This window comes from Thermoflavimicrobium daqui (assembly GCF_003313465.1).
In the GTDB taxonomy this organism is placed as follows: domain Bacteria; phylum Bacillota; class Bacilli; order Thermoactinomycetales; family Thermoactinomycetaceae; genus Thermoflavimicrobium; species Thermoflavimicrobium daqui.
Genome location: NZ_KZ845672.1, coordinates 55,409 through 78,785 on the forward strand (window position 1 = coordinate 55,409; position 23,377 = coordinate 78,785).

The 23,377-nt window shown below is 38.2% G+C and carries 18 protein-coding genes and 1 pseudogene; 3 read left to right on the forward strand and 16 right to left on the reverse strand.

All coding sequences use genetic code 11. The features are described 5' to 3' along the window. Nucleotides 1-378 precede the first annotated feature (378 nt). Together DL897_RS14775 and DL897_RS14780 are read left to right on the forward strand one after the other, a co-directional pair. Nucleotides 379-888, forward strand: a complete 510-nt coding sequence (locus DL897_RS14775; protein ID WP_476718222.1) for an NfeD family protein — start codon at nt 379-381, stop codon at nt 886-888. Between the two features lie 13 nt (nt 889-901). After that, on the forward strand, nt 902-2,407 hold the full coding sequence (locus DL897_RS14780; protein ID WP_113659902.1) for a flotillin family protein: 1,506 nt from the start codon (nt 902-904) through the stop codon (nt 2,405-2,407). Nucleotides 2,408-2,454: 47 nt separating this feature from the next. Here the strand turns inward: DL897_RS14780 and DL897_RS14785 are convergent, their stop codons facing one another. The 7 genes from DL897_RS14785 to DL897_RS14815 form a co-directional block, all read right to left on the reverse strand. After that, the gene (locus DL897_RS14785) at nt 2,455-3,999 is read right to left on the reverse strand and encodes a N,N-dimethylformamidase beta subunit family domain-containing protein (RefSeq protein ID WP_113659903.1); all 1,545 of its coding nucleotides are present in this window, start codon (nt 3,997-3,999) and stop codon (nt 2,455-2,457) included. Nucleotides 4,000-4,154: 155 nt separating this feature from the next. Next, nucleotides 4,155-4,736 carry a TetR/AcrR family transcriptional regulator gene (locus DL897_RS14790; RefSeq protein WP_168188812.1) on the reverse strand — a complete coding sequence of 194 codons (582 nt, stop codon included), beginning with the start codon at nt 4,734-4,736 and terminating at the stop codon, nt 4,155-4,157. 96 nt (nt 4,737-4,832) lie between these two features. Continuing rightward, nucleotides 4,833-5,156, reverse strand: coding sequence for a quaternary ammonium compound efflux SMR transporter SugE (gene sugE / locus DL897_RS14795; RefSeq protein ID WP_113659905.1), 324 nt, complete (start codon nt 5,154-5,156; stop codon nt 4,833-4,835). 405 nt (nt 5,157-5,561) lie between these two features. Continuing rightward, entirely contained in the window at nt 5,562-7,010 is a 1,449-nt protein-coding gene (locus DL897_RS14800) for a reverse transcriptase family protein (RefSeq protein ID WP_168188813.1), read from the reverse strand. A 20-nt stretch (nt 7,011-7,030) separates the two neighbouring features. After that, nucleotides 7,031-8,677: an SWIM zinc finger family protein gene (locus tag DL897_RS14805; protein ID WP_113659907.1), complete on the reverse strand. Its 1,647-nt coding sequence runs from the start codon at nt 8,675-8,677 to the stop codon at nt 7,031-7,033. 23 nt (nt 8,678-8,700) lie between these two features. Continuing rightward, nucleotides 8,701-11,145, reverse strand: a complete 2,445-nt coding sequence (locus tag DL897_RS14810; protein WP_113659908.1) for a hypothetical protein — start codon at nt 11,143-11,145, stop codon at nt 8,701-8,703. Between the two features lie 785 nt (nt 11,146-11,930). After that, a complete protein-coding gene (locus DL897_RS14815; RefSeq protein WP_113659909.1) occupies nt 11,931-12,821 on the reverse strand; it encodes a selenium metabolism-associated LysR family transcriptional regulator in 891 nt (296 codons plus the stop codon). Between the two features lie 112 nt (nt 12,822-12,933). Between DL897_RS14815 and DL897_RS14820 the strand changes: the two genes are divergently transcribed. Further along, the gene (locus tag DL897_RS14820) at nt 12,934-13,932 is read left to right on the forward strand and encodes a YeiH family protein (protein ID WP_113659910.1); all 999 of its coding nucleotides are present in this window, start codon (nt 12,934-12,936) and stop codon (nt 13,930-13,932) included. Nucleotides 13,933-14,010: 78 nt separating this feature from the next. On the opposite strand, the gene DL897_RS14825 is transcribed toward DL897_RS14820, so the two are convergent. The 9 genes and pseudogenes from DL897_RS14825 to DL897_RS14865 form a co-directional block, all read right to left on the reverse strand. Then, the gene (locus tag DL897_RS14825; protein ID WP_113659911.1) at nt 14,011-14,478 is read right to left on the reverse strand and encodes a GNAT family N-acetyltransferase; all 468 of its coding nucleotides are present in this window, start codon (nt 14,476-14,478) and stop codon (nt 14,011-14,013) included. A 59-nt stretch (nt 14,479-14,537) separates the two neighbouring features. Next, on the reverse strand, nt 14,538-16,616 hold the full coding sequence (locus DL897_RS14830; protein ID WP_113659912.1) for a DUF262 and DUF1524 domain-containing protein: 2,079 nt from the start codon (nt 16,614-16,616) through the stop codon (nt 14,538-14,540). Between the two features lie 130 nt (nt 16,617-16,746). Next, a pseudogene (locus DL897_RS18025) lies at nt 16,747-17,067 on the reverse strand (aminotransferase class I/II-fold pyridoxal phosphate-dependent enzyme); the annotation flags it as partial. A gap of 126 nt (nt 17,068-17,193) precedes the next feature. Then, nucleotides 17,194-18,465, reverse strand: coding sequence for a LysM peptidoglycan-binding domain-containing protein (locus DL897_RS14840; protein ID WP_168188814.1), 1,272 nt, complete (start codon nt 18,463-18,465; stop codon nt 17,194-17,196). Nucleotides 18,466-18,550: 85 nt separating this feature from the next. Continuing rightward, nucleotides 18,551-19,564, reverse strand: a complete 1,014-nt coding sequence (locus DL897_RS14845; RefSeq protein ID WP_420824142.1) for a FecCD family ABC transporter permease — start codon at nt 19,562-19,564, stop codon at nt 18,551-18,553. Further along, a complete protein-coding gene (locus DL897_RS14850; protein ID WP_113659915.1) occupies nt 19,564-20,604 on the reverse strand; it encodes a FecCD family ABC transporter permease in 1,041 nt (346 codons plus the stop codon). Before DL897_RS14850 ends, DL897_RS14845 begins: the two co-directional genes overlap by 1 nt. 29 nt (nt 20,605-20,633) lie before the next feature. After that, nucleotides 20,634-21,566, reverse strand: coding sequence for an iron-hydroxamate ABC transporter substrate-binding protein (locus DL897_RS14855; protein WP_113659916.1), 933 nt, complete (start codon nt 21,564-21,566; stop codon nt 20,634-20,636). Nucleotides 21,567-21,637: 71 nt separating this feature from the next. Further along, nucleotides 21,638-22,438 carry an ABC transporter ATP-binding protein gene (locus DL897_RS14860; protein ID WP_113659917.1) on the reverse strand — a complete coding sequence of 267 codons (801 nt, stop codon included), beginning with the start codon at nt 22,436-22,438 and terminating at the stop codon, nt 21,638-21,640. Nucleotides 22,439-22,496: 58 nt separating this feature from the next. Then, nucleotides 22,497-23,105 (reverse strand): nitroreductase family protein, encoded by a 609-nt coding sequence (locus tag DL897_RS14865; protein WP_113659918.1) that lies wholly within the window; start codon nt 23,103-23,105, stop codon nt 22,497-22,499. Nucleotides 23,106-23,377 lie beyond the last annotated feature (272 nt).

Consider the following 23,377-nt stretch of genomic DNA (forward strand, 5'->3'; position numbering starts at 1 on the left):
TTCGTGCTACTTACTTTTCCTATTTACATTTACAAGTGTTATCAATCTATTTCCTATCTACCTATTTATTAGTCACTCATTTTAGTTTCACTGAACTATAATTAAGGAAAGATTTGTTTCTTTATTTGTTGTTCTATTTATCCTCTCAATTTCCTTTTATGAATCCAAACTTTTGGGAAAATTGGTGAAATCGTTTAATTAAAAAAAGAATAAGCATCCGTCTTATGAGAGACCACCCTCTCCTAAAAATGATCTTTATTGACCATAAATCCATAACAATTTGTCCATGGATTTTTTGTTTTACTAACATCTTCTCTATTCTAGGTTTTGTATAATAAAGATAAAAGGAGAAAGGAGTGATCCTACATCTTAGAGTCAATATTTTGGGTTTGCTTTCTGTTGGGAGTTGCTATGACCATCCTTAGCTTTATATTTAGTAATTTTCTGGATGGGATCTTAGATAGTTTATTTTCCTTTGATCTCCCTATCGTTTCCTCTGTGACCATATTTAGTGCGCTAACTGTCTTTGGAGGAAGTGGTCTGATTCTATCACGGTATACAGAGCAGCCTAATAGTATGGTTATCACCTTTTCTTTACTCCTTTCATTTGCTTCCTTTATACTCGTTTATTTTCTCCTAGTCCGACCGTCTCAAAAAGTAGAGTCTTCTGTGGGCTTTCGCCTTGCCGAGCTTAAAGGTAAAAAGGGTGTTGTGATCACCACCATCCCTCGTCAAGGCATGGGGGAAGTTATGATTACGACGAGTGGTGGAAATACAAATCAGATTGCCCAAAGTGCTACAGGTGATTCGATCTCTCAGGGAACCAAGATTATCGTGTCAGACGTTGCCGGTCATATCTTGCTGGTTAAACCTCTAGCTAATAAATAATGGAGTGATGTCAATGGAGGTCATCCAAGGTCCTATTCTGATTGTATTGACAGTGGTTGGAGTCCTGTTGATTTTAGCCATTGCTTTCTGGTCTCGTTATAAAACCGTAGGTGCTGAAGATGCTCTGATCGTAACAGGTAGTATGCTTGGTCGGAAAAATGTCATGACAGATGATTCAAAACGAAAAATTAAGATTATTCGTGGCGGAGGCGCATTTATTCTCCCTATTTTCCAGCGTGCCGAGCGAATTAGCTTACTCTCTCATAAGTTACAAGTTTCTACACCTGAAGTTTATACAGCACAAGGTGTTCCTATCCTCGTCGACGGAGTCGCAATTATCAAAATTGGTAGTTCCCTTGACGACCTAGCCACTGCAGCGGAACAATTTATGGGTAAAAGTAATGATCAACTAAATGATGAAGCGCGTGAGGTATTAGAAGGTCACTTACGTGCGATTTTAGGAACACTTACGGTTGAGGAAGTTTACCAAAATCGTGAACGGTTTGCTCAAGAAGTACAGACAGTAGCCGCTGTTGACTTAAAGAAAATGGGTTTACAAATCATTTCCTTTACCATCAAAGATGTTCGTGATAAAAATGGCTATTTAGAAGCTCTAGGCCGCCCTCGTATTGCAGCCGTAAAACGTGATGCAGATATTGCTGAAGCACAAGCCGTTCGTGATACAGAAATCCAAACAGCCAAAGCGCGTGAAGAAGGAACAAAAGCCTCTTTAATCGCGGAAACAAACATTGCTGAAGCAACCAAAAACAAAGAAATTCGTGTTTCAGAATTTAAAATCGAACAAGATATGAAAAAGGCGGAAGCTGACCAAGCTTATCATTTGCAAGCGAACCGTTATCAGCAACAAGTGACTGAAGAGCAAATGAAAATTGAATTAGTAAGAAAACAAAAGGAAATTGAACTTGAAGAAAAAGAGATTGTCCGGCGCGAGAAACAGTATGACGCAGAAGTACGCAAAAAAGCCGATGCTGATCGTTATGCCAAAGAACAATCTGCAGAAGCTGAGCGCTTCCAACAAGAAGCTCGTGCTAAAGCTGAAGCCGCTACCATCCGAGCAAAAGGGCTCGCTGATGCGGAAGCACAAAAAGCACGTGGAGCAGCCAAAGCTGAAGTTGAAAAAATGGAAGGGCTCGCAGAATCAGAAGTAATTCGAGCGAAAGGATTAGCAGAAGCAGAGGCTAAGCAAAAATTAGCAGAGGCATTTGAAAAATATGGACAAGCAGCTGTTTTAGACTTAATTGCCAAAATGTTACCAGAGCTTGCTAAACAGGTAGCTCAACCGCTCGGTAATATTGATAAAATCACTGTAATCGATTCCTCTGGAAGTGATGGTGGTGCGAGCAAAGTCAGTAACTATGTTACACAACTTATGGCACAAACTCCTGAAATGGTAAAACAGGTATCCGGCTTGGATATTAACCAGATGATTAAAAATCTTACTGACTCAAAAACAAATTCTTCTCCCGACTCCAAGGTTGACAACAAACAGGACTCTTAGTACCATTCAAAAAAGCGTGCTTCAACTTACTTGAAACACGCTTTTTTTTATTTAATCAACTCACGCAATGCATTTCTCGTAATGGTTTCAATATGCTTATTACGTCTACCCTGAACGGTATGATGAATCGGATCTAAAAACCAGTTCCAATAAAATGTTCCTACCGAGAAGCATTTTTTACCTGTTGGCTTTTGATACCATACGACATTGGCTAGCTTTCTTTTCCCATATAAATTAACGGGTGATTTCGCAATAACTTCTACTCCTGGTATAGGTCGAACATAGCTATCCACTTCTCCACCAATCACCCCAGGAATTTTATCTCCATTTCTTAGTCCTGTTCCGTCATAAAGCCAATGGTTAGCATCACTCACTACCATCGGTACAGTGGCTTTCGGAATACCTGTATACATCACTCCGAATATACTATCTTCAGGCATATTGATCACAGGATCACGCCACAGAGCGGTAGTAAGTTGTTTATTTGTAAGGCGATAGGGGTCCATTTTATGAGCAAACTGTTTATAAGAAACGAGTAGTCGATCTGGACGGCCAGTAGCATCTTCATGATAGCGAACCTGCCAATAGCAGACATTTGCACTAAAATTGGCCAAATTAAATTTAGTAGCGGATAGCTTTTCCACACTTTTCCGCATTTTCATCGTCCAGTACTCCGCATGTCCAGCGATGAGGAGGGCCTTAATATTTACATGTTCTAATATATCATTATGAATATCCCAGTCCGTAAAATAAGTTAATGAATAGCCTTCTTTTTCTAACCAACGTATAAGGTTATACTCAAATTGGAAAAATAAACCAGAACCATAATAGTTTCTAAATGGTCGATTAAAGGATACTTGATATGCTTGCTTTCCAAAACTACTATTATATCCATATAAACTTTTCCCACCCCAGTTATCATATGCATGATAAGAGTTGGTGGCGATTTGAATACCATAATCAGCAGAAGGGGAGGTTTCAACAACCACGAAAATGATATAGCTTTCCCGCCCCTCGGTATTTACCAATTTATTGAGATAAACACCTGTTGGCCAGTCAGAGGGAATACGTAAAACTTGGCTAGGCGCCCAGGAGACACCAAAGTTATTTGGATCGGGATTTAAGATTTGCTCAGTCGGATGAATTCCATCAATTACTTTCATCAGCCGCCCACCAGCACCACCATAATAACCCATTCGGTATATTTCCATGCGATATGGTTTCTTACTGTGAACGTAAAAAGTGATTGATCCATCGGGTTGCACTGAGAAATCAGACGCATAACCTTGTAATCGCGAACCTGCTGGTTTAGTGATTTTCCACTTATTTGTTCCAGGCTTTTTATTTTCTTCTCGAATATTTACATTTCCTAATGACTTTGTTGAGTTGGGATGAGCCGGTAATAGTTTGCCCGACTTTTGCTGGATCGTTTGTATTCCCATTGACTGAAGTAATTGTGGTGTGATTAGCATCGATCCCACTAAAAAACTAGCTGCTTGTGGGATGTATTTCAGTAATTCACGCCTACTTAATTTCGTTTCCCCAACGTTATGCACAGACTCTGTTAACCAATCTTTGTTTCCCTTTTCCAAGACTTATTTCTCCTTCTTACCGGAAATATAAATACATTTCCTCCAATTATCTCCACATATAAAATATATACATTTAATTATATATAGATTGCCTAATTGAGCAAAGGACAATTATGTTAACGAAAATAACTACTTTACATCTAATTCCAGCTTGCTTATAAAGCGATTCCTCTCCAAAAAATATCCCATCTTTTTTGTAACTTTTGGGCCACATGTTCTCGTCCATAGTAAAATCCATGTATTTCGGTTCCATCTAATAAAGAATAGTAAGCATAGAGTAAGTCCTCCATATTTTCAGGGCGAATCAACTTTTGCTTAATCCCTTCTGCAAAGACTTTGATAAGTATACGAGATAGTTGTTGTTCAACTTCTAAAAATTGAGCCCGAATTCGCTCCTTCAAAAAAGATGGTGGGAAGATGGTCGTACGTTTTAAGAACTCTAACTTTTCCTCATCATATCCTTCCAGTTCACAACTAAAAAAATATAAAATCCGATATAACTTTTCTTCAACAGAGTTTTGTTTCATTTCATCAACAATCTTTTCAATCCAGTGAACGTGTTCAACTAATACTTCTCTATATACAGTGAGAAATAAGTCTTCTTTACTGCGAAAATGTGCATAGATCGAAGGCTTTTTAATACCAACTTCACTCGCTATTTTCGAAAGTGATGCTCCTTCATAACCCGATTTACTAAACTGTTTTAAAGCAGCTTCCTTTATTTTCTGAGCAGTCATCATTACATCTCCTAACCTTTTTCATTGTCCACGTAGATTACATATCAAACAAGAAAAGTGTCCTTGACGGACACTATATATAAACCACTTCATTTTTCAGGCAGAGGTTTCTGTAAACTTAAGTCCAAGAATACCAGCCACAATCAGCAAGATAAAGAGAATCCGCATTACGTTGGTCGGCTCTTTTAAAAAGATCATTCCAAATAATACGGTTCCCACTGCTCCAATTCCTGTCCAGATAGCGTAGGCGGTTCCAATCGGTAATGTTTTTAAGGAATAAGATAAAAGTCCAAAACTAATCACCATACAAACCACAGTAAAAATAGATGGTACTAAGCGTGAAAACCCTTCCGTATATTTAAGCCCAATAGCCCATGCCGTTTCAAATAAACCTGCAATAACCAAAAATATCCAACTCATCTTTGCTCACTCCTCTATACCGCCATAAAACTACCTATCGTTCGTTAGTTTAAAAATAGCACTCACTGTTAATTTAGTCAATAATTATTTCAAATAACAAGATAAAATAAAAACAAAAGAAAGAAGATACTTTCATTTCTAATAACGTCTCGCACTGGAAATTGATCACTCGGTTCCTTTCAACTTATATTGCACAAATCAATAATCAAATAGATAATCCAATTTAATCCAAGCTTTATTTACTTTTAACACGAAATTTTCATCTATCTATACTGAAAAAAAGAGGGAGTTTATTTTTCTTATTGGATAATGTGGTGAAAGAGTCTCGTCTACTCTTGCCATCCATTTCTAAGAAAAATAACTCCCCTATTTTGTATACTATTCATTCGTTACCAACATAACTATTTACAAATTATTCACAGGTAGGGATAAATTTAATCGGTATTTCCCAGCAATCCGAACGAGTTGTTGTGTAAACTTCTCGCCAAGATCCGGTCGAACCATTCGAATATAGTTTACATAGCCTTTGATATATTCCCAAAAATGAGGATGATTACTACGATTTTCTTTTTCTAACCCATTCTTCTCTACATTATGGAGTAGTGCCCGAAAAGCTTTTAGCTCTTTACGACTCAAATTAGGCTTTTCATTTACCACAATCCCCGTAACTCGCTGTCTGCGTGAGGCCCGTAAAATTCGCGTTTTCGCTTCATTTATCATGAATCCTTCACTACTTACAATATCACGGATTTTTTTTAACAAGAGTCCAATTCGGCTCATAGAAGCTTCTTTACAGGAGAAAGTTAAATCATCCGCATATCTTGTATAATAAAACCCATGTGTATCAGCCAAACGACTCAGTCGCTGGTCCAGACGGCGACAAATAATATTGGTAAGTGCGGGACTGGTACAAGCTCCTTGAGGAAGTTGCCGTTTTCCCATAGCAACATAATAGTATCGACCGTCAAACTCCACTTCTGAGCGCGGTGGCTCTGTACAAAGCAAACCAAATAAAGTACTAATGGCTTCACTATAACCAAATGATTGAAATACTCCTCTTACCCGATAAAAATCGATGGTAGGGAAGAAGTCTTTTAGATCCATCTTGATCACTACAGCTTGTTGCAAATGTTGCTTGGCATTATCGACAGTGCTTCTTCCTTGTACAAAGCCATACGCTGCCGAATGAACCGGAATAGGATCCAAAAGATGCTCTTTTACCCATGCTTGAGCCTGACGCAACTCTTTCTTTGGTGCAGAAATTTCTCGTACCCCACCGCTTTTCTTAGGAATCGTAAAGCGGGCATAATGACACAGTGTCGCTGTATCCCGATGATACGTAAGCCATTTGAGACGGCTAAGAGGCATCTCCATCGCTTCAGCTAATTCCATTGCGCTCCGGATCAGAGGAAGCTGATGAGTGATTAATTTTTCCTCATCATAATGAATAGAGGTAAGACCAGCTGAATATCCTTCCCCAACATGTACAATATGTGTTGCCTGGTGCTCTTCCCATCTTTTTTTAGCCTCTTGGCGAGCAAGTTCGCGCTGTGCTTTTCGCTCTGCACGTTTTCTTTTACTCTCCTCAATCCTCTTCTTTCGCACTTCATTAATTTTCTCTTGAATATTGGGTAGCTTTTCACTTTCTTCTTTTAATCGTTGTAATTCTTTTTCAAGTTGCTGGCGTTCTCTATTTTCGATTGCGAGCTGTTCTTCTTCTTCAGGTGTTAAAGGCTCTTCGGACCAAAATCCCAATCGAATCATCTCTTTTTTAATGACCTCGGTCCGTCCTTCTTGTTGTAAGCGCTCTAACCACTCTTCCCGTGTGAGTGGATGATTTTGTTCTTCTGCCATGGCTTCCCCTCCCATCTAATCTATTGTCTATGAGTTCGATCGAATAACGTAATCAGTGATAAAATATGCTCACAAGGACCTTGGGTTAAGCGATTTCTACGGAAGAAGAAACAGTTACAGTTTGCATTTTTGATTCGCCGATCTTCATCCAGCTCCACAGAAGGTGTAATCTGAATGGATTGTCCGTGTACTTCACCAGACAATGAAATTCCTTTCTCTATCGACTCTATCTTTTGTACAATCACTTTTTCCGTTTCAATAAGCTCCTTCGCTTTTTCTTCACGTGGATTCGCATACATGAGCTGATCCATCGGTAATGGATCTTTTGTTAGCTCACGTAACCGATATTTTCCGATCTCCAAGTCAAACATGACTCGTCCAGCACTACATAGCTGTCTTAAAGCACCTTGTACCACTTCATCCGATAGCTTTGTCCACGACACTAACTCTCCTAGACTAGTTGTTTTCTTATGCTTAAGCTGATCAAAAACCTGTGTACTCTGTTCAGGAGTTACCTCTTTACTCTGTCCAACCATCAGGTCAAAGTTACCCGCTGCTGCCCAATCATTCCGTGTCCAACCAGAAAGCCCAAGTGTAAAGCTTAATGCTCCCATATCTACTATATAGAAGCTAGGTAACCCCGTTCCGAGTAAATGCACCGTAATTTTATTCGCTAGAGGTAACAAACGTTCAAGCAAGAAAAGTCTACGCCGACCCCATGTACGAATTTCTCTAGCTTCTGTTCCTTGATATATCGAGCCACTTAATACCAACTCTTCGCTCCATGGCTCCATTACCACTTTGACAGACTCACCTGGTTTCAGAATAAAACGAAGCGAACGTGGACCTTGCTTTTCTCGATGCTGCCTCAAAAATAGACATAAATTATACAGATGAATTGGCTTCATCTCAAATGATACGGTTGGTAAATTCATGGCTGATTGTACCTGTAAGAAGCCACGTACCCAACTTTCAGGAACATCAATTTTCTGCTCTTTATATACCTCATGCCCTGCTGTTGCTACTTCAAATCCTGAGGGATCAATTTGAAATTCAGTAGGGCGATAGGTGCGGATGCGTTTAAGTGCCCCTAATAAGGAATCAGAAAAATCAATATTGGTTGTACCATATTGGAATTCTTTTACATCACTAAATAAACGATCATGAACGGCTAGGCGACCATAAGAAGATTCATCCAACGAAAACGCTTCAAAAAAGACTTGATCAGGTGCAACAGTTATCACAGGATCTAGTACATACCACCCAGGCTTATCATTTTCCCACAACCAATTAAAATAACGGCTACGGGCTTTAAAAAAGTCCGCATTTCGTATGTCTCTTAACCTATCAAGCTCCCTGATACGTAACACAATTTCTTTCATCCGATCAGCAACTTGCTGATGAGCTTCTAATACATCGGCTATATCCAATAAGTATTGTTCTTGAACCCATGCTTGATAAGCGCTATGATCTCGAGGTTTATAGTTTAGATCAGAAACAACCACATCCCTGAGCGCAATCATTGCATCTCGATAGCGAATTGGATCAGCGATTTTCCCTCGAAAAAACGTAGGCTCACGACTGATATCTGGAGCAAAGTCCACCAAGGTTTGCCCTTGTATATGCTTGATACCGCTTGGCTTTGCATAAGTTTGTTGAAAAAGCATCGCTTTCTTCCCTCCAATTAAAGCTAATGAATTCGAATCTTGGTGCTGATCTGTGGATAACGTAATTGAATCTGAGCCATTATGCGTAACACCTGCTCAAAGTCTTTTTGACCATTCGTATGTAGTACATCACCTAGAATGGATAACACAATTTCTGCCATCTCTTCTGACTGTAGCCCCAGATCAAATAACAATAATATAGCTGCTTTCTTTAATCTGCGACCTTTCCCTACATAAAACAGAACCGTTCGGAAAAAGTGAGCCATCTTTTGTAATTGCTCTTTCTCTTGTAATTGCGTTTCTGCTAGTTGTAGAGCAAATGCTTGCACTTCTAGATAAGGGCTTTCGCTTGCGCGTATCATCATTTCAGGTAAGTCCAATTGCTTTTGATAAATCTGAACCATTTCCATCGCAAACATCTGTACATCCGTCCGTGAGCTATCCAATAAGCCCATGATCAGATTTGGTGTTACTTCATCATCGGATAGCGTTTTTAAATAGCCAAATCCCCACTGACGGGTATCATCAAAATCCGTTTCAACTAAAACGAGAAGATGATCTACATCAGCTTCATTCATGCGACGAATCATCACATCCCGTGCCTGTTTTCGTATCAAAGCAATCCGATGCCTTGCTAACTGAACGAGTTGATCGATCGATAATCGATTTAACTCTGATTGGTTACTTTCTAGTAGCTTAAAACCCAGTTCATGAAGTTCTGTTAAATCACTATGTAATAAATCAAGAATATCTTCGATGGAAACACCTACGCGTATTTCTTCCCAAAGGATTTCTCCCAGTATATCTTTCGCTAGGAACTGTCGAAGCTCGTCTGAGATTTCTCGACTGGTCATGTATTTCCAACAATTGCTAATTAGATTTGGTAGCATAGGAACTAACCAAAGCTTTCGATCCTGTAAAAGCTGTATCGCAAAATTTTGCTCATCTTTCACTTCCGTTAATATAAGCGACGTCAAAAATGACTGATCTAACTGTAAATATTCAAAGTCACGTAATAATATAGCTTGTGCTTTTTCTCGAATTCCCAAATTTTGATGGTGCAAATAGGGAAGGAGATCATTGATGTCATAGGGATTACGTGTATGATCAATATAGTCCAATACCATTTTGATAATTTCCTCATCTGCGTATGAGTAGTAGTAACGCTGACTTTGCTTTTGCAATGGTTTTATCCACTCTAATGAAGCATATTCAATCAACACTTCTTCCCAACATCTAAACAAATCCCTATATTCATTAAAATACCAATAGTATTGCTTACTTAGATAAGATAATAACTTGGGAATTAACTGAGCAATTTTTTCTTTTGGTAACTGATCCGTATACTCGGTAACAAAACTAAAGGCTCTTTTTCTAACTTCCCAATGTTCATGCAATAAGAGGATAGCTAAAATATCAATATCTACCTGCTTCATATCTAAGCGCTTGATTAATTCTTCTGTCACAAATATAATTCGTGCTGCTGGGGTTCGATAATTTATCTCTTCTAACAATGTCGCAAAAATCTGGGCTGATATGTTTTGTAAATAATTTGGATTTCCCTGTTGCAAAGCACGAATGGCAAACTGGATCACGGGTTCTGATTGTGCTTCTCTAATTAATCGCCACAACTGATCGGGTTGTTGATCCCACAGCTCAGGAAAAGCTTCTGCCCTTTCATTAAGGCTATAAGCTAGTTGATCCGGTTTTACCTTCCATTTCCCATCTCGATAAACCAATATGGAACTATGACGATAAAGGATATGTTTAAGTAAATGTTGATACCGCATAGGAACTGGATGATTAAGATAGGAACCGGTTTTTGGATCTCGATAGTGTACATAACTAAACTCCCCACTCCGATAGCATAGGAGAAGTTCGGTGGCCATCTTCACATAGTCAGCAGACTTTTGCTCTCCTAGCTGCCTGAGTGTCCGCCAAGCTCGTCGTTGTAAATATTTCTTGGTTTGTGGCTGAAGAACGATCTGTTCATAATTATCAAAGCGATGATCCCAAAGATAAGCCAATCGCCCCCATACAGGAGCATCTTTCCTCCTATCGGCTAACTTAAAAATTCCTTTTATATAGCGATAAAATTTATCAGAAAGCGGAATTAAAGTATATGCATTTGAACTATAACGAAACTTCTCATTCAAAGGAGCAACACTTGACTCTAAATCCCATTTGCCATAAGTGGTTAAAAGTTTCAATAATCCTTCACGTGCTTGCGGGCGTGAATCTAGATACAATGCCCAAATCCAATCCCCTGATCGTTTCTGCTCGCTTGGCTGATCGGAAAAATCAAATGCGTATTTCATTAACTGTTCTACAAATTCAGGATCACCTTGATCCAAAGATTGTTGTAATGAAGCTGGAAGAGGTGTAAAGGCTTCTTCTTTTTCCCACCATGCCACATAACTTCTTGATTTTCCTGACCGATTTGGCTCAGTTTGATCATGATAGACCATTTTTATCCCTCCTTACTTAAAAGGCCCGACCCTTCAGGAGGATCGGGCTCTTTGTAGAACTTGTCTACTAACACTCTCTAGAGTTGGTTTTGTTACTGTTAAGCGTCAAGCCATGTTCCGAATATGAGACACAATCACATACATGGTGTTACACCAGGCTAATAACTAGACAAGTCACCCTTTATTTAACACTGCCATAAGTATATATGTTCGCATATTGTTCGTCAATAGGAAGATTTTATTTTTTCTAAATAAAATTGTATAAACTGAGTATGTAATTTTTACTAAAATAAATTAAAAGTATATAGATAACAAAAAGCCTGATCTTAATAAAAGATCAGGCTTTTGCACAACTTGTCTACTAACACTCTTCGAACTTGGTTTCGCCACTGAACAGGACCCTATATGGGGTACTAGTTGATAGGAGCGGCTACGCCTCCTTAGGCGACCTATCAAACTAGTACCCCATATAGGAGGCCTGCCTAAGTAGCGCGGAGCCGAGTGACGAATGTGAGACATTATTGCATACATGGTGTAACACCATGCTAATGGCTAGACAAGTCACTCTTTGCTGAACACATTTACAAGTATATATGTTCGCATTCCATTCGTCAATAGGTAAATTTAATTTTTTTAAAAAATACCTCTTATACTTATTTATTAGCAAATTGATATTGAACAAAGTATCATTTATTATACTGCTTATAGAAACAGAGGACTTCCTACGTAGATATGATAAAAGGGTCCTTTTTCTGCTATTCGCTTGGTTTGGAAGATCGGCTACTTTAAATTTTACTTTTATCAATTAGACACTCCAAAAAAACCTGTCCGCTCCGACTTAAATCGGTTTGCATCGGTAAAACATAAGATAAAGTTCGAACAATCGGCTGCTCAAATACAGAGAGCATCACCATTTCCCCTCGATCTACTTCTTTTTGTACAACCCAACGAGAAATACAAGTAACACCAATCCCACGTGAAACTAACTCCTTTACTCCCTGATTACTGCTGATCATCAATATATCTTTTAATTGCAGACCCCACTTTCGAATCAAATGATCCATATATTCTCTCGTACCTGAACCTTTTTCACGTGCGATCCATACTTGATTTTGTAAAGATTCTAGTGATACATTCGGCTTTTGTTGAGCAAGTGGATGAGAAGCTCCCACGACAAATACCATTTCATCTTCCATAAAGGGGGATACTTTCACTTCTCTCTCTTGTGTATGACCTTCAATTAAGCCTAAATCTAACTGATGAGATCGAACCTGTTGAACTACTTCTTGTGTATTTCCTACGACCACTTCTAATTGAACATAAGGATACTGCTCGTGATAGGAAGTAAGGATCATTGGTAAAATATATTCACCTATCGTTAAGCTAGCTCCTATTTTTAAAAAACCTCGCAATGTATGAAGATAATCACCCATTTCTTCTTTTGTTTTCTCCCAAAGTTGAATGATTTGTTTAGCACGTTGATATAAAATCTGACCAGTAGGTGTGATTTGTACATGCTTGGGTGATCGCGATAATAAATGGGTTTGTAATTCTACTTCCAACTGTTTGATATGTAAACTAACGGTTGGTTGAGATAAAATTAGCTTTTCTGCTGCTTTCGTAAAATTCCTTTCTTCGACAACGGTGACAAAAGTTCGGAGAGCATCATAATTCATTCGCTTCCACTCTTTCTGTTTAATCATTAAAAAAACTAATCTTAACGATAGTATATATTTATTTTACTTATGATTCTTCGTGCTTTATCCTTAAAGCAGGAGGAAGAAAACCATGGAACAAAAAAAGAATAGTTTTGGTTTTATTATAGGATTAATTATTTCTGCAGGAATGGGTCTGCTCGCTAAAGCTCTTTCATCACTTCCTTTTTTATCCATTATGGGACAATTAGTTATCGCTATTCTCATTGGAATGATCTGGAGAGCGATTTGGGGCATTCAAACAACATGGCAAGGTGGAATTGCTTTTTCAAGCAAAAATCTATTGAGATTTGGAATTATTTTATTAGGAGTTCGTCTTAATCTCGCTGATATTTGGAATGCAGGACCTAAGCTCTTGCTGCTAGCGGTTCTTAATTTAACTTTTGCGTTTATCATTGTCATCATATTATCCAAATTATTCAAAATAGACAAAAACACAAGCCTGCTTACAGCGAGTGGAACTGCGATCTGTGGTGCAGCGGCCATTTCAGCTATTAGCTCACAAATCCAAGCTAAAAATCAAGAAACAGCCATTAGTATAACCACGATAGCCCTCCTTGGGACATTATTCACCTTGGGTTATACTTATCTTGCTCCTTGGCTTGGGTTAAGCCCAGCTAACTATGGGCTCTTTGCAGGAAGTACTTTGCATGAGATTGCTCATGTTGTTGCAGCAGCTGCTCCTTTTGGTAAGGAAGCCATGAACTTAGCTGTGACTGTTAAATTAACTCGTGTGGCTCTACTTGTTCCTGTAGCGATTTTGATTAGTTTATTTACCCATTCAACCAATCAAGGACAAAGTCGCAACTGGAAATCGATACAAATCCCTTGGTTTATTTTCGGCTTTTTATTCATGAGTGGTCTTCATACCTTCCACATCATTCCTGAGACATGGGTTGATCCGATCCTTCTCGTTTCTTACTTTTTCATGGCCACAGCGATGGCAAGCCTCGGACTGAATGTGGATATCAAAGAGATTCGTCGTGTTGGTAAAAAGACCATGCTTGTCGGATTGATTGGTTCTATCTTCTTATCCATTTTTGGTTATTATTTCATTGTATTATTATCGTAATCATATTCTTTTTTATTTAAACTAAGGGACATCAGCTCTTCACGTAACTAATGTCCCTTATGTTTCAAGCTATCTCTTTTATCTCTTCAGAGGTTTTACCATGGTACACGTTTCAGTGATAAAACCTGACTTTTCATAAAAAGAATAAGCTCGTTGGTTTTCAGCAAATACATTTAATGCAAGGAGTTTACATCCTTTCTTTCTCGCCCACTCCTCAGCAAAATGGAGTAGAGCTCTCCCGACTCCTTTTCCTTCTACATGCTCATCAACAGCAATGGAATAAATAAATCCTTTTGGTTCTTTTGTAAAAAAATCGGGAACCACTCCCATAAGTAAATAGCCTAATAAGTTTTTATCCTGATCTTCAGCGACAAATAGCTCAGATCCTTCTGGTTTTCCGCTGATGGCTTCTTCTGCTAGCCGAATTTGTGCTGCAAGCATTTTTTCTGAATCACGCCAATCCAGCTGCTTAAATTTTAGAAATCGAGTAGCTAATCCTAAAATAAAAGAATGATCTTCATTGTTTACTGGACGGATATTGATCATATCTAACACCTTTTTCACTCGATTTTACGGTGGCAGTTTGCCACTGTCTAAGTAATCTTTTATTCATTATGTTTTTCAAATGATTGACGAATGAGTGTCATCACATAGGGGATTTCCTCAATTGAAGAAACTTTAATTTCAATATCACCATTTCCACGATGTCCGATCTTGGATACATCACGGCAAATCCCTTTGGGATCATGTACCTCACCGATACCCATATTTAAAAATAGCTTTAAACTATATTTCATTGGAGCTATATCCACAAAGTTGGTTGACATTTTATAAGCGATATAATGCTTTTTCACTTCTTCTTTAATCGTACTGTCTAAGTCTAGGATTTGTGCTCTGAGTCGTTCAAAGAGTTCCTTTAAACTCCCCATCAGTTGAAATTGTGTGATCGAGTAGCTTTCACTACGATTTGCTTTCTCATCTTTTTTATATTTTTTTAAGATCTCTTCAGATACATGAGGTAACTTCCAAATTTCCACTGCTCTTTCTGCTAAAGTCTTAGCTCGTCTCAAAATCTCCTCTTCATCCCACTTCTCCAGTTTAGCTAAGCTACGATTTAGCCAGAGTGGACTATACTTAAATCCACCTTCTATCGTTTGCTTCTCGTAAAAAGGTCTATCACTTAACTCTGAATTATATCCAGTTAGGGTTAGATTACCGATCGTATGTAAATAAGTTTTTTGGATACTTTCCCAGTTTTCACCTAACATTTCCTGCCACTCTTTAGATAAACGGCTATTCTGAGGAAGTACATGCTCAATCGTATAATTTTGTACGGAGATTAACTCTTTCCTTTGATAATTCTCCAATTTTCTTAATAGGTAATTTCTATTCCGGAAATGATAGATATCCTTAATTTGCAATTCTCTTTTAAACTCATAATCCATAGGGAAGCGATGATTTGATGTTTTTAATAGGAAAATAGCATTCAAACTCTCTAAATATTCATCTTTATTGATCTCCCGAGCTAGTCTGGCAAACGTTTTATTAAGTGAATTAGGTGGGATTCCACAAATAGCTCGGCGAAATACATAACTCTCTACCAATCGTAGGATATGGATAAATTCCCTCTTGTCGATTAATTTTTGATCATAATCATGATAGACCTCCATGAGGAATGGATAGGCTACATCTACTTTCAATGTACGAATATCTTGCATGACCAACTCTAGGTCTAAGTCATTTGACTTTAAAGCCAAATTTAAATAGTAGAGGCCATACTGATAAATATCTTGAATAATCTCTTCAACAGTCCACGCTTTGTTTTTATCCATGTATTGCTTAAAGCTTTCATAAACGGAATTGATATTTGGAATCTGACCCGTTTTTATTGTTAAATAGTCTCTGATAAATCGGTCAAAATAATTATGATCTGTTAACTCATCAAACTTTTGCTCCAGTTTATGCCAATAATCATGATATAGCTGCTCTTGTTGCTTAGGCTCTAGTCCCATCAAGAAATAATTTCGAATTAAATCGGCTTGTGATAAATCTAAACCTGTCGAATTTAAACTTTCAAAAATAAGCTGAGGGTTATCCTTGTCACGATCCAAAGCAATATCTACTAATATTAATTTAGTTAGACCTGTGTATATTTGATCTAGCGTAAGTTGGCTCTTTCTTAATTTGTCTAGAAAAAATTGATAGTTTCGTACGATTTTGATAGAAGCATCTTCAGCTAGTTCTTTTTCTTCGATGATTTGTATAAAAGTATCTCGATCTTTTCGTGTGAGATACATTTTATATTTCATCTCATCTTCTTCATCTGCGTTAAATAGATAATAATTTCGAACCTTCTTGGCCGAAATCATTGTACATTCTTTTTCGCCAGCTTCTAATATATGAGCGAAAGCAGTCAGAAATAAACTAATCGTCGTTAATCGTTGTTGCCCGTCAATAACTAGCAGCTGTGGAATAGATGTAACTTGATATAATCCTTTTTCAACATAAACGACAGACCCCAGGAAGTGAGCATTCAGAGATTCATCCTGTGCTACTCGCTCGATATCATTCCATAATTGTTGACACTGCTTTTCATTCCAACTATAGGTTCGTTGATAGATTGGAATTTGAAATTGCTTGATTCCTCTCATAAACTCAAGGAAATTGGTTTCAGTTGCCTTCATGCTAAGTTTCCCTTCCCTATAGATTTAACTCCTACTTACGTAGAAATTACATTTAAACTAAGTATACTGTAATCACTCTACCCTTTGTTTATTGGATGATAGATTTACACTTATTTCGCTATCGCTCTAATAACTCCCGATAAATATCATCTTCAATCATAGGTAACTGTTGTTTTCACAGATTTGTAGAAGATCTTCCCGGCGCCCCGCTGACATAAGCACACTCGTAGGATTGTGAAAACATGGAATGGAGTATAAAATCGCTTGCTTTCGTTGCTTCTTTTGCTTCGAAATTGTATCGATTATCCATCGGTAAGCCGACTAGATCTATTCCTGCTGATTGAAATACATGTAGAGAATAGAGATAGGAAGGTTGTTCCAAAAATACAGCAGACCCTCGTGGTAAAATCCCTATGGATATTAGTTGCAAAGCTTGATAAAGTTCTGACACTGCTTACTACTATCGGCGGAATCATTACTCTATTGGGTGTTTTTCTAACCAATATAAAACAACTTACAAAGTAAACATAGTCAACTTAAGTAAATAAATCTTATTTAACTGAAAAGCTGCTAACCTCTATCTGGTTAGCAGCTCGATATTCTTCTCTAAATAAGCCCAATTTTGAGGAAAGGCAAAGCCCAGTTGCCAATACGTCACACCTAGTAAGTTATATATTTCTACTAACCTATATTTCGCTACCAAACTACGTATATCCTCAAACCAAACACGATGCCACACATCTTCTTGTTGGTACTGGTACCAAGGAGACTCTAGATCCCAATCATATTGAATCGACACACGATTACGTATAGCTAGGTTTTGAGCACGGTTCGCTGACAGTGTATCTGCCACAGTGTTAGGAGTATAAGGAAGCCGCCAATCGTATCCATATAGAGGAATGCCGATCATTAGTTTTCTTCGATTTACTTGGCTAATAGCATAGTTTATGACTTGCTCTACCCACCACGTTGGAGCGATGGGATCAGGCGGTCCCTTGGAAAAACCATAATCAATCGTCATTACCGCCATTATATCGACAACCCGACCAATCGCTCTATAATCTAAAAAGCCTACTAATCGATTGGTCGGATTATCAGCGGTTTTGGCATGTGCATTGATATGAAGAATTCGCTCTCCCATCGCCTCTTTTAGCTCTCGTAAAAAGTTTGTAAATTCATTCCGACGATTGGGTGGCACAAATTCGAAGTCAATACTTACGCCTGCATATCCTTTTTCTCCAAGTGTTCTAACCACATTTTGAATCAACGTGCGACGGACATTTTCATTGACGATCACTTGCTCCGCTAGTTCTGGTACAAATGTAGCTCCTACTAAATTACTTAAGACCATAAGCGGTTTAACACCATACCGCCTACTTTCTGATATTAAGCGCGCATCATCCACAGGAATCAGCGTCCCATCTGATCGAAAGGAATAAGTAAAGATCGCCAAATAAGTTAAATGTGGGGCAATCTGATCGATCATACGTAGAAAAGAAGTAGGTGAAAATGCATCGACAAAGCCTAGTGTATCCATCCGAAATTTATTCGGAGTTAGAATACGAAGACGCTCGCCACCTCTTAATCGGTTCGGCTGAATCTGTGGATTAGCCTGGATCAGCGTTTCAACACGGGTATTAAAACGCTGAGCAATCGTCCAAAATGTGTCTCCTGATCGCACTTGATAAAATCGTTCTGGCAGTCCCTGGTCTGGAATATATAGACCTAGACCAGGAACAAGTGCTTCTGATACCAATCCATTAACCCTTCGGATCGTTTGTATTGAAACACCTGTTTTTTGGGAGATACTCCAAAGAGTATCACCTGATTTTACTGAATAGATCGCCATCCGCATCATCCTTTCTCATATCATAGGTATGAGAAAGAAAGTTGAATTGTACCTATTCTTAATAAGAAATCACCTTTAAATATGATCAAGCATTTCGTTTGGCCATCAAGTACATAAAATAAGGTGCACCAATCACTGTTACAATCACGCCAGCTGGAATTCCGCTAGGATCCAAAATCGCTCGTCCAATAGTATCTGCAACCAACAGCAGAATAGCACCTAACATTGCCGCTAAAGGAAGTAGCAGCTGATGGCGAGGTCCTACGAGAGACCTTGCAATATGTGGTGACATCAATCCAACAAAGGCGATCCCTCCGGTTACTGACACTGAAGCTGAAGCTAGGGCAACGGCAATAAAAAGAAGTTTGATTCTTTCCCTTTCCACAGGAACTCCTAACCCAATGGATACACTTTCATGTAAGTATAATGTATTTAATACATGTGACTTTAGAAAAGCAATAGGAACAAGCAACAGAATCCAAGGCAGCAAAGCAAGAACAAATATCCAATCGTTCCCCCATATTTTTCCTGCTATCCACTCAGCAATAAAAGTATATTGATTCTTGTCAAGACGTATCGTTAGAGTCAAAATTACACCGGATATAGCCATCGCCATACCTACGCCAACTAATACGAGCCGAGTTGAGTCGATACCCTCACCTTTTTTGTAAGACATGAGGTAGATAACAGTGGCTGTCAATATTCCTCCTATGAGTGCAAAAAGAGGGAGTATATATAAAAAACTTGTCGATTCTACCGTAAAAAAGGTAATATAGAGGACTACCATCAATCCTGCACCTGCATTAATTCCTAAAATACCTGAATCCGCCAGAGGATTTCGGGTAATGCTTTGCAAGATAGCCCCAGAAACAGCTAGTCCCATACCAGCAAGGATCGTAATCATGATTTTTGGAAGTCTAAAATCAAACAAAACTAAATACTCCTTGCTCGAACCTTTTCCAATCATAGTACGTCCTAATTGAGCAGGTGATAAAGAAATGTACCCTGTTGCTACGCTGATTACAAAAACAGCTAACAATAATAAAATAGCGATAAATATGGTTAGTCGAACTCTCTTAAGCTGTACTAAATCCATCATTAAAGCCTTCCTCCCTTCTTTCTAGCAAGGTATAGAAAGAAAGGGAGACCCATCAGGGATACGATTGCCCCTATCGGAGTCTCAAAAGGAGCATTTACCTTACGTGCAACTGTATCAGCAAGAACCATAAATAAACTCCCAAACACTACTGAACAGGGGATAATCCAACGATAATCTGTCCCCACTAAGGAACGGACAATGTGGGGAACCATCAGTCCTACAAAAGCAATGGGCCCAACCAGTGAAACAGCTGAACCGGCCAAGATTAGAACAACAATCATTAGCACGGTTTTTGTTAAAAGTGTCCGCTGTCCTAACCCTTTTGCCATATCTTCACCAAAGCTAAGAACGGTTAGCCCTTTTGAAAATATAATTGAGATAATAATTCCAATCACCACAACAGGGGTAACCATCTTAAGTTGAAGCCAATTTGCCCCAGATACACCACCAGCTATCCAAAAAGCAAGATCTTGGGATAACTTAAAATAAAAGGCCATACCTTCTCCCAAAGCAGATAATAAGGCTGAAACGGCTGCTCCTGCCAAGGTGATTCGAACAGGAGACAATCCTCCTCGAGTCAAAGAGCCTAAACCGAATACCATCCCAGCACCAATTCCAGCTCCTATAAAGGAAAACATCATAACGATGATATAATCAGCATTTGAATAGAAAGCATATACACAGGCAAGGGAGAAGCTTGCTCCCGCATTCAAACCAAGTAATCCAGAGTCAGCCAATGGATTCCTTGTCATCCCTTGCATAATCGCCCCACTTACAGCCAAAGCCGCACCTACAACAGCTGCTCCTAATTCCCTTGGTAATCGGATATCCACAATAATTCGGTCTGCTTCTCGGGTTGGATTATACTGGAATATCGATTTCCATACAGTCAGAAAATCAATATGAGCTGACCCAACTGAAGTAGCCAGTACGATACTACTTACCAGACCTAAGATACCAACCATTAAAATGGTTGTACCTATTGCAGGGCGTGAGAAGACCTTCTTTTCATTGAATGGTTCCATTTTTGTACGAATCATAAATGACGACCCTTTTAATATAAATTGAATTAGTTGCGTTTTGTTAATTCTTTAACAATGATCTCCATTTGTTTTTCTACGGATATTGGATCATTAAACCAGAATGACTTTGAATCAAATCGAATCACTCGATTTTTTTGCACCGCTGGGATTCCTTTCCACACATCTGTTTTCATGAAAGAATTCTCAGCGTTATTTGCTCCTTCACCAACAAATATGTAATCACCAGCATACTCTGGAATCACCTCAGCTGAAATCGCTTTATATCCCGGACCGACAACATCTTGTTGTACTTTTTTAGGAAGTTTTAGACCTAGTGCTTGATAGATGACCTCTGTCCCACGTCCCCAGTTTGTTCCATAAATGTACATATCTTTTCCGAACTTTTCCATAACCATAGCAGTGGCTTCTTTGCCAATCACTTTTTTAACCTTTTCACTTTCGATTTTTGACTTCTCTTTCCACTGATCCACCCAAGCTCTTGCTTCCTTTTCTTTCCCAACTAATTTTCCTATTTCAATATGCTGCTCAAGATAATTATATTTTTCGTATGTAAAAACAACTGTTGGAGCAATCTCAGATAATTTCTTGATATTTTTATCATTCGAGAAAGTAACGATTAAATCGGGATCTAATTTTAGAAGTTTTTCTAAAGAATCAGAGGTTACTACTTCTGCTTTATCCAACTTACCCTCATAGAACTGATTATTTTTCGGATATTCATCGACAGCAATAGGTGTAATTCCGAGTTTCAGGAAATTACCTGCATAGGATGCTGCTAACACAGCTACTCTTTTTGGATTAGCAGGTACTTTCATATCTCCGTTTTCCGAATGATAAATTCTGGTTTTCGATGAAGAATCCGATTGAGTGCTAGTTGCTTCACTTCGGCATGCTGTTATTACACCTATTACAAATAGAGCGGTAAAGGTTAGTAAAGAAAGTTTCTTCCATTTTTTCATGGCTTCCATCTCCAATTTACCTTTGATAGCTAACAGAATAAGACCCAAATATCAATCAATGAATCCTCATATTATATGAAGTGATTTTTGTTAACTAAGTGATAAGAGAGGCACACCGGTTTTTTTGTTCTTGGATCCATTCCAATCTCAGCATCAATGTTGAAGACCTCTCTTAAAACCTGAGCAGTCATAACTTCTGTAACATCTCCTTCCTTAATAATCTCCCCCTCTTTCATCGCAACCATATAATGAGCAAAGCGTGCTGCATGATTTAAATCATGGATGACCATGACAATGGTACGATTTTCTTCTTTATTTAAATGATTCAGCAACTCTAAAACTTCGAGTTGATGTGATAAATCAAGGTATGTAGTAGGTTCATCAAGAAGAATAATTTCTGTTTCTTGGGCTAATGCCATAGCAATCCAGACACGCTGTCTCTGTCCCCCTGAAAGGGCATCAACTGATCTATTTCTAAATGGGGCTATACCTGTGACCTCCATGGCCCATTCAATAATCTCCTTATCCTTATCCTTTAATCTTCCAAGTCTACTCAGATAGGGAAACCTTCCATAGGAAACCAGTTCTACAACCGTTAATCCCTCAGGAACATCAGGGGATTGTGGTAAGATTGCCATTTTCCGAGCGATCTTTTTTGTTAATTCTTTCATAATTTCTTTTCCATCCAGATAAACTGCTCCTGCTCTTGCTTGAAGTATTCGTGATAATGTCTTCAAAACAGTTGATTTACCACAACCATTTGGTCCGATAATGGTAGTTATTTTCCCATCAGGAATCTCTATATTTAAATTTCGGACAATATCATAATCTCCATAGGCAATCCTTAAATTTTTGGTAAACAGCCTAGACATCTTCTCCTCCTAAACAACAATGATAATCATTATCAATTAATAAAAAAACTCCTCCCTCCTACTTTTGATTGTAATAAGGTATTTTTGCTTTCTTCACCCATTCATGTAATGGTCTTCTTTCTTTTACTTTTGGTTTGTTTTCTTGACTAAAATAGCCAACTTGCAAAGCTCCGACAATTTTATTATTTTCGGGCACTCCAATTTCTTGCGCAAATATCGGATCGAAAATAAATGGATTTGAACGCCATACTACACCAATTCCTTCATTCCAAGCCAACAATTGGAAGTTTTGAATAAAGGCACATGTGGCAGCAAGGGCTTCAAAACTTTGCTTTTGATCATCAAATTGATTTGCACTAACTATTAACGTCACAGCAGGAGTAATTATAGCCTGCTTATAGCCTTCTTTTATTTTCTCTAACTTACTTTCGGAAATACCTTTAAGGACATCATTTCGTTTATAACTTTGAAATACTTTATCCAAAAAAAACATTTTTGTTTCCATATCATTGGCAATAATCACATGCCAAGGTTCAACTTTATTATGATATGGTGCGTAGGCTGCCTTGGCTAGTAAATCATATAGTAGTGTTTCTTCAATCGGAGTATCTTGAAAGTGGCGAATCGTTCTTCTCTCTACTATCGTATTTTTAATGGTTGAATGCATGTTTTACACTCCTTACACATTGAAAATAAAATGAATCAATCAGATAATGGTTTATTTTTTAAACTTTATAGATGGTAACTCCCTCAAACAAGACCCTTTTTCCTTTTGGATTCAAATATGAATTCGCTACAAAATCACTCCCATCATTTTAAATACACATTTTCATTGTTGATATTGATAATCATTATTAATTATAGTATATCCCACAACGCAAAGCAAATATTTTGGCCCATTTTGTTAAATAAAACATCCATTCAACAACCATTTTTTCT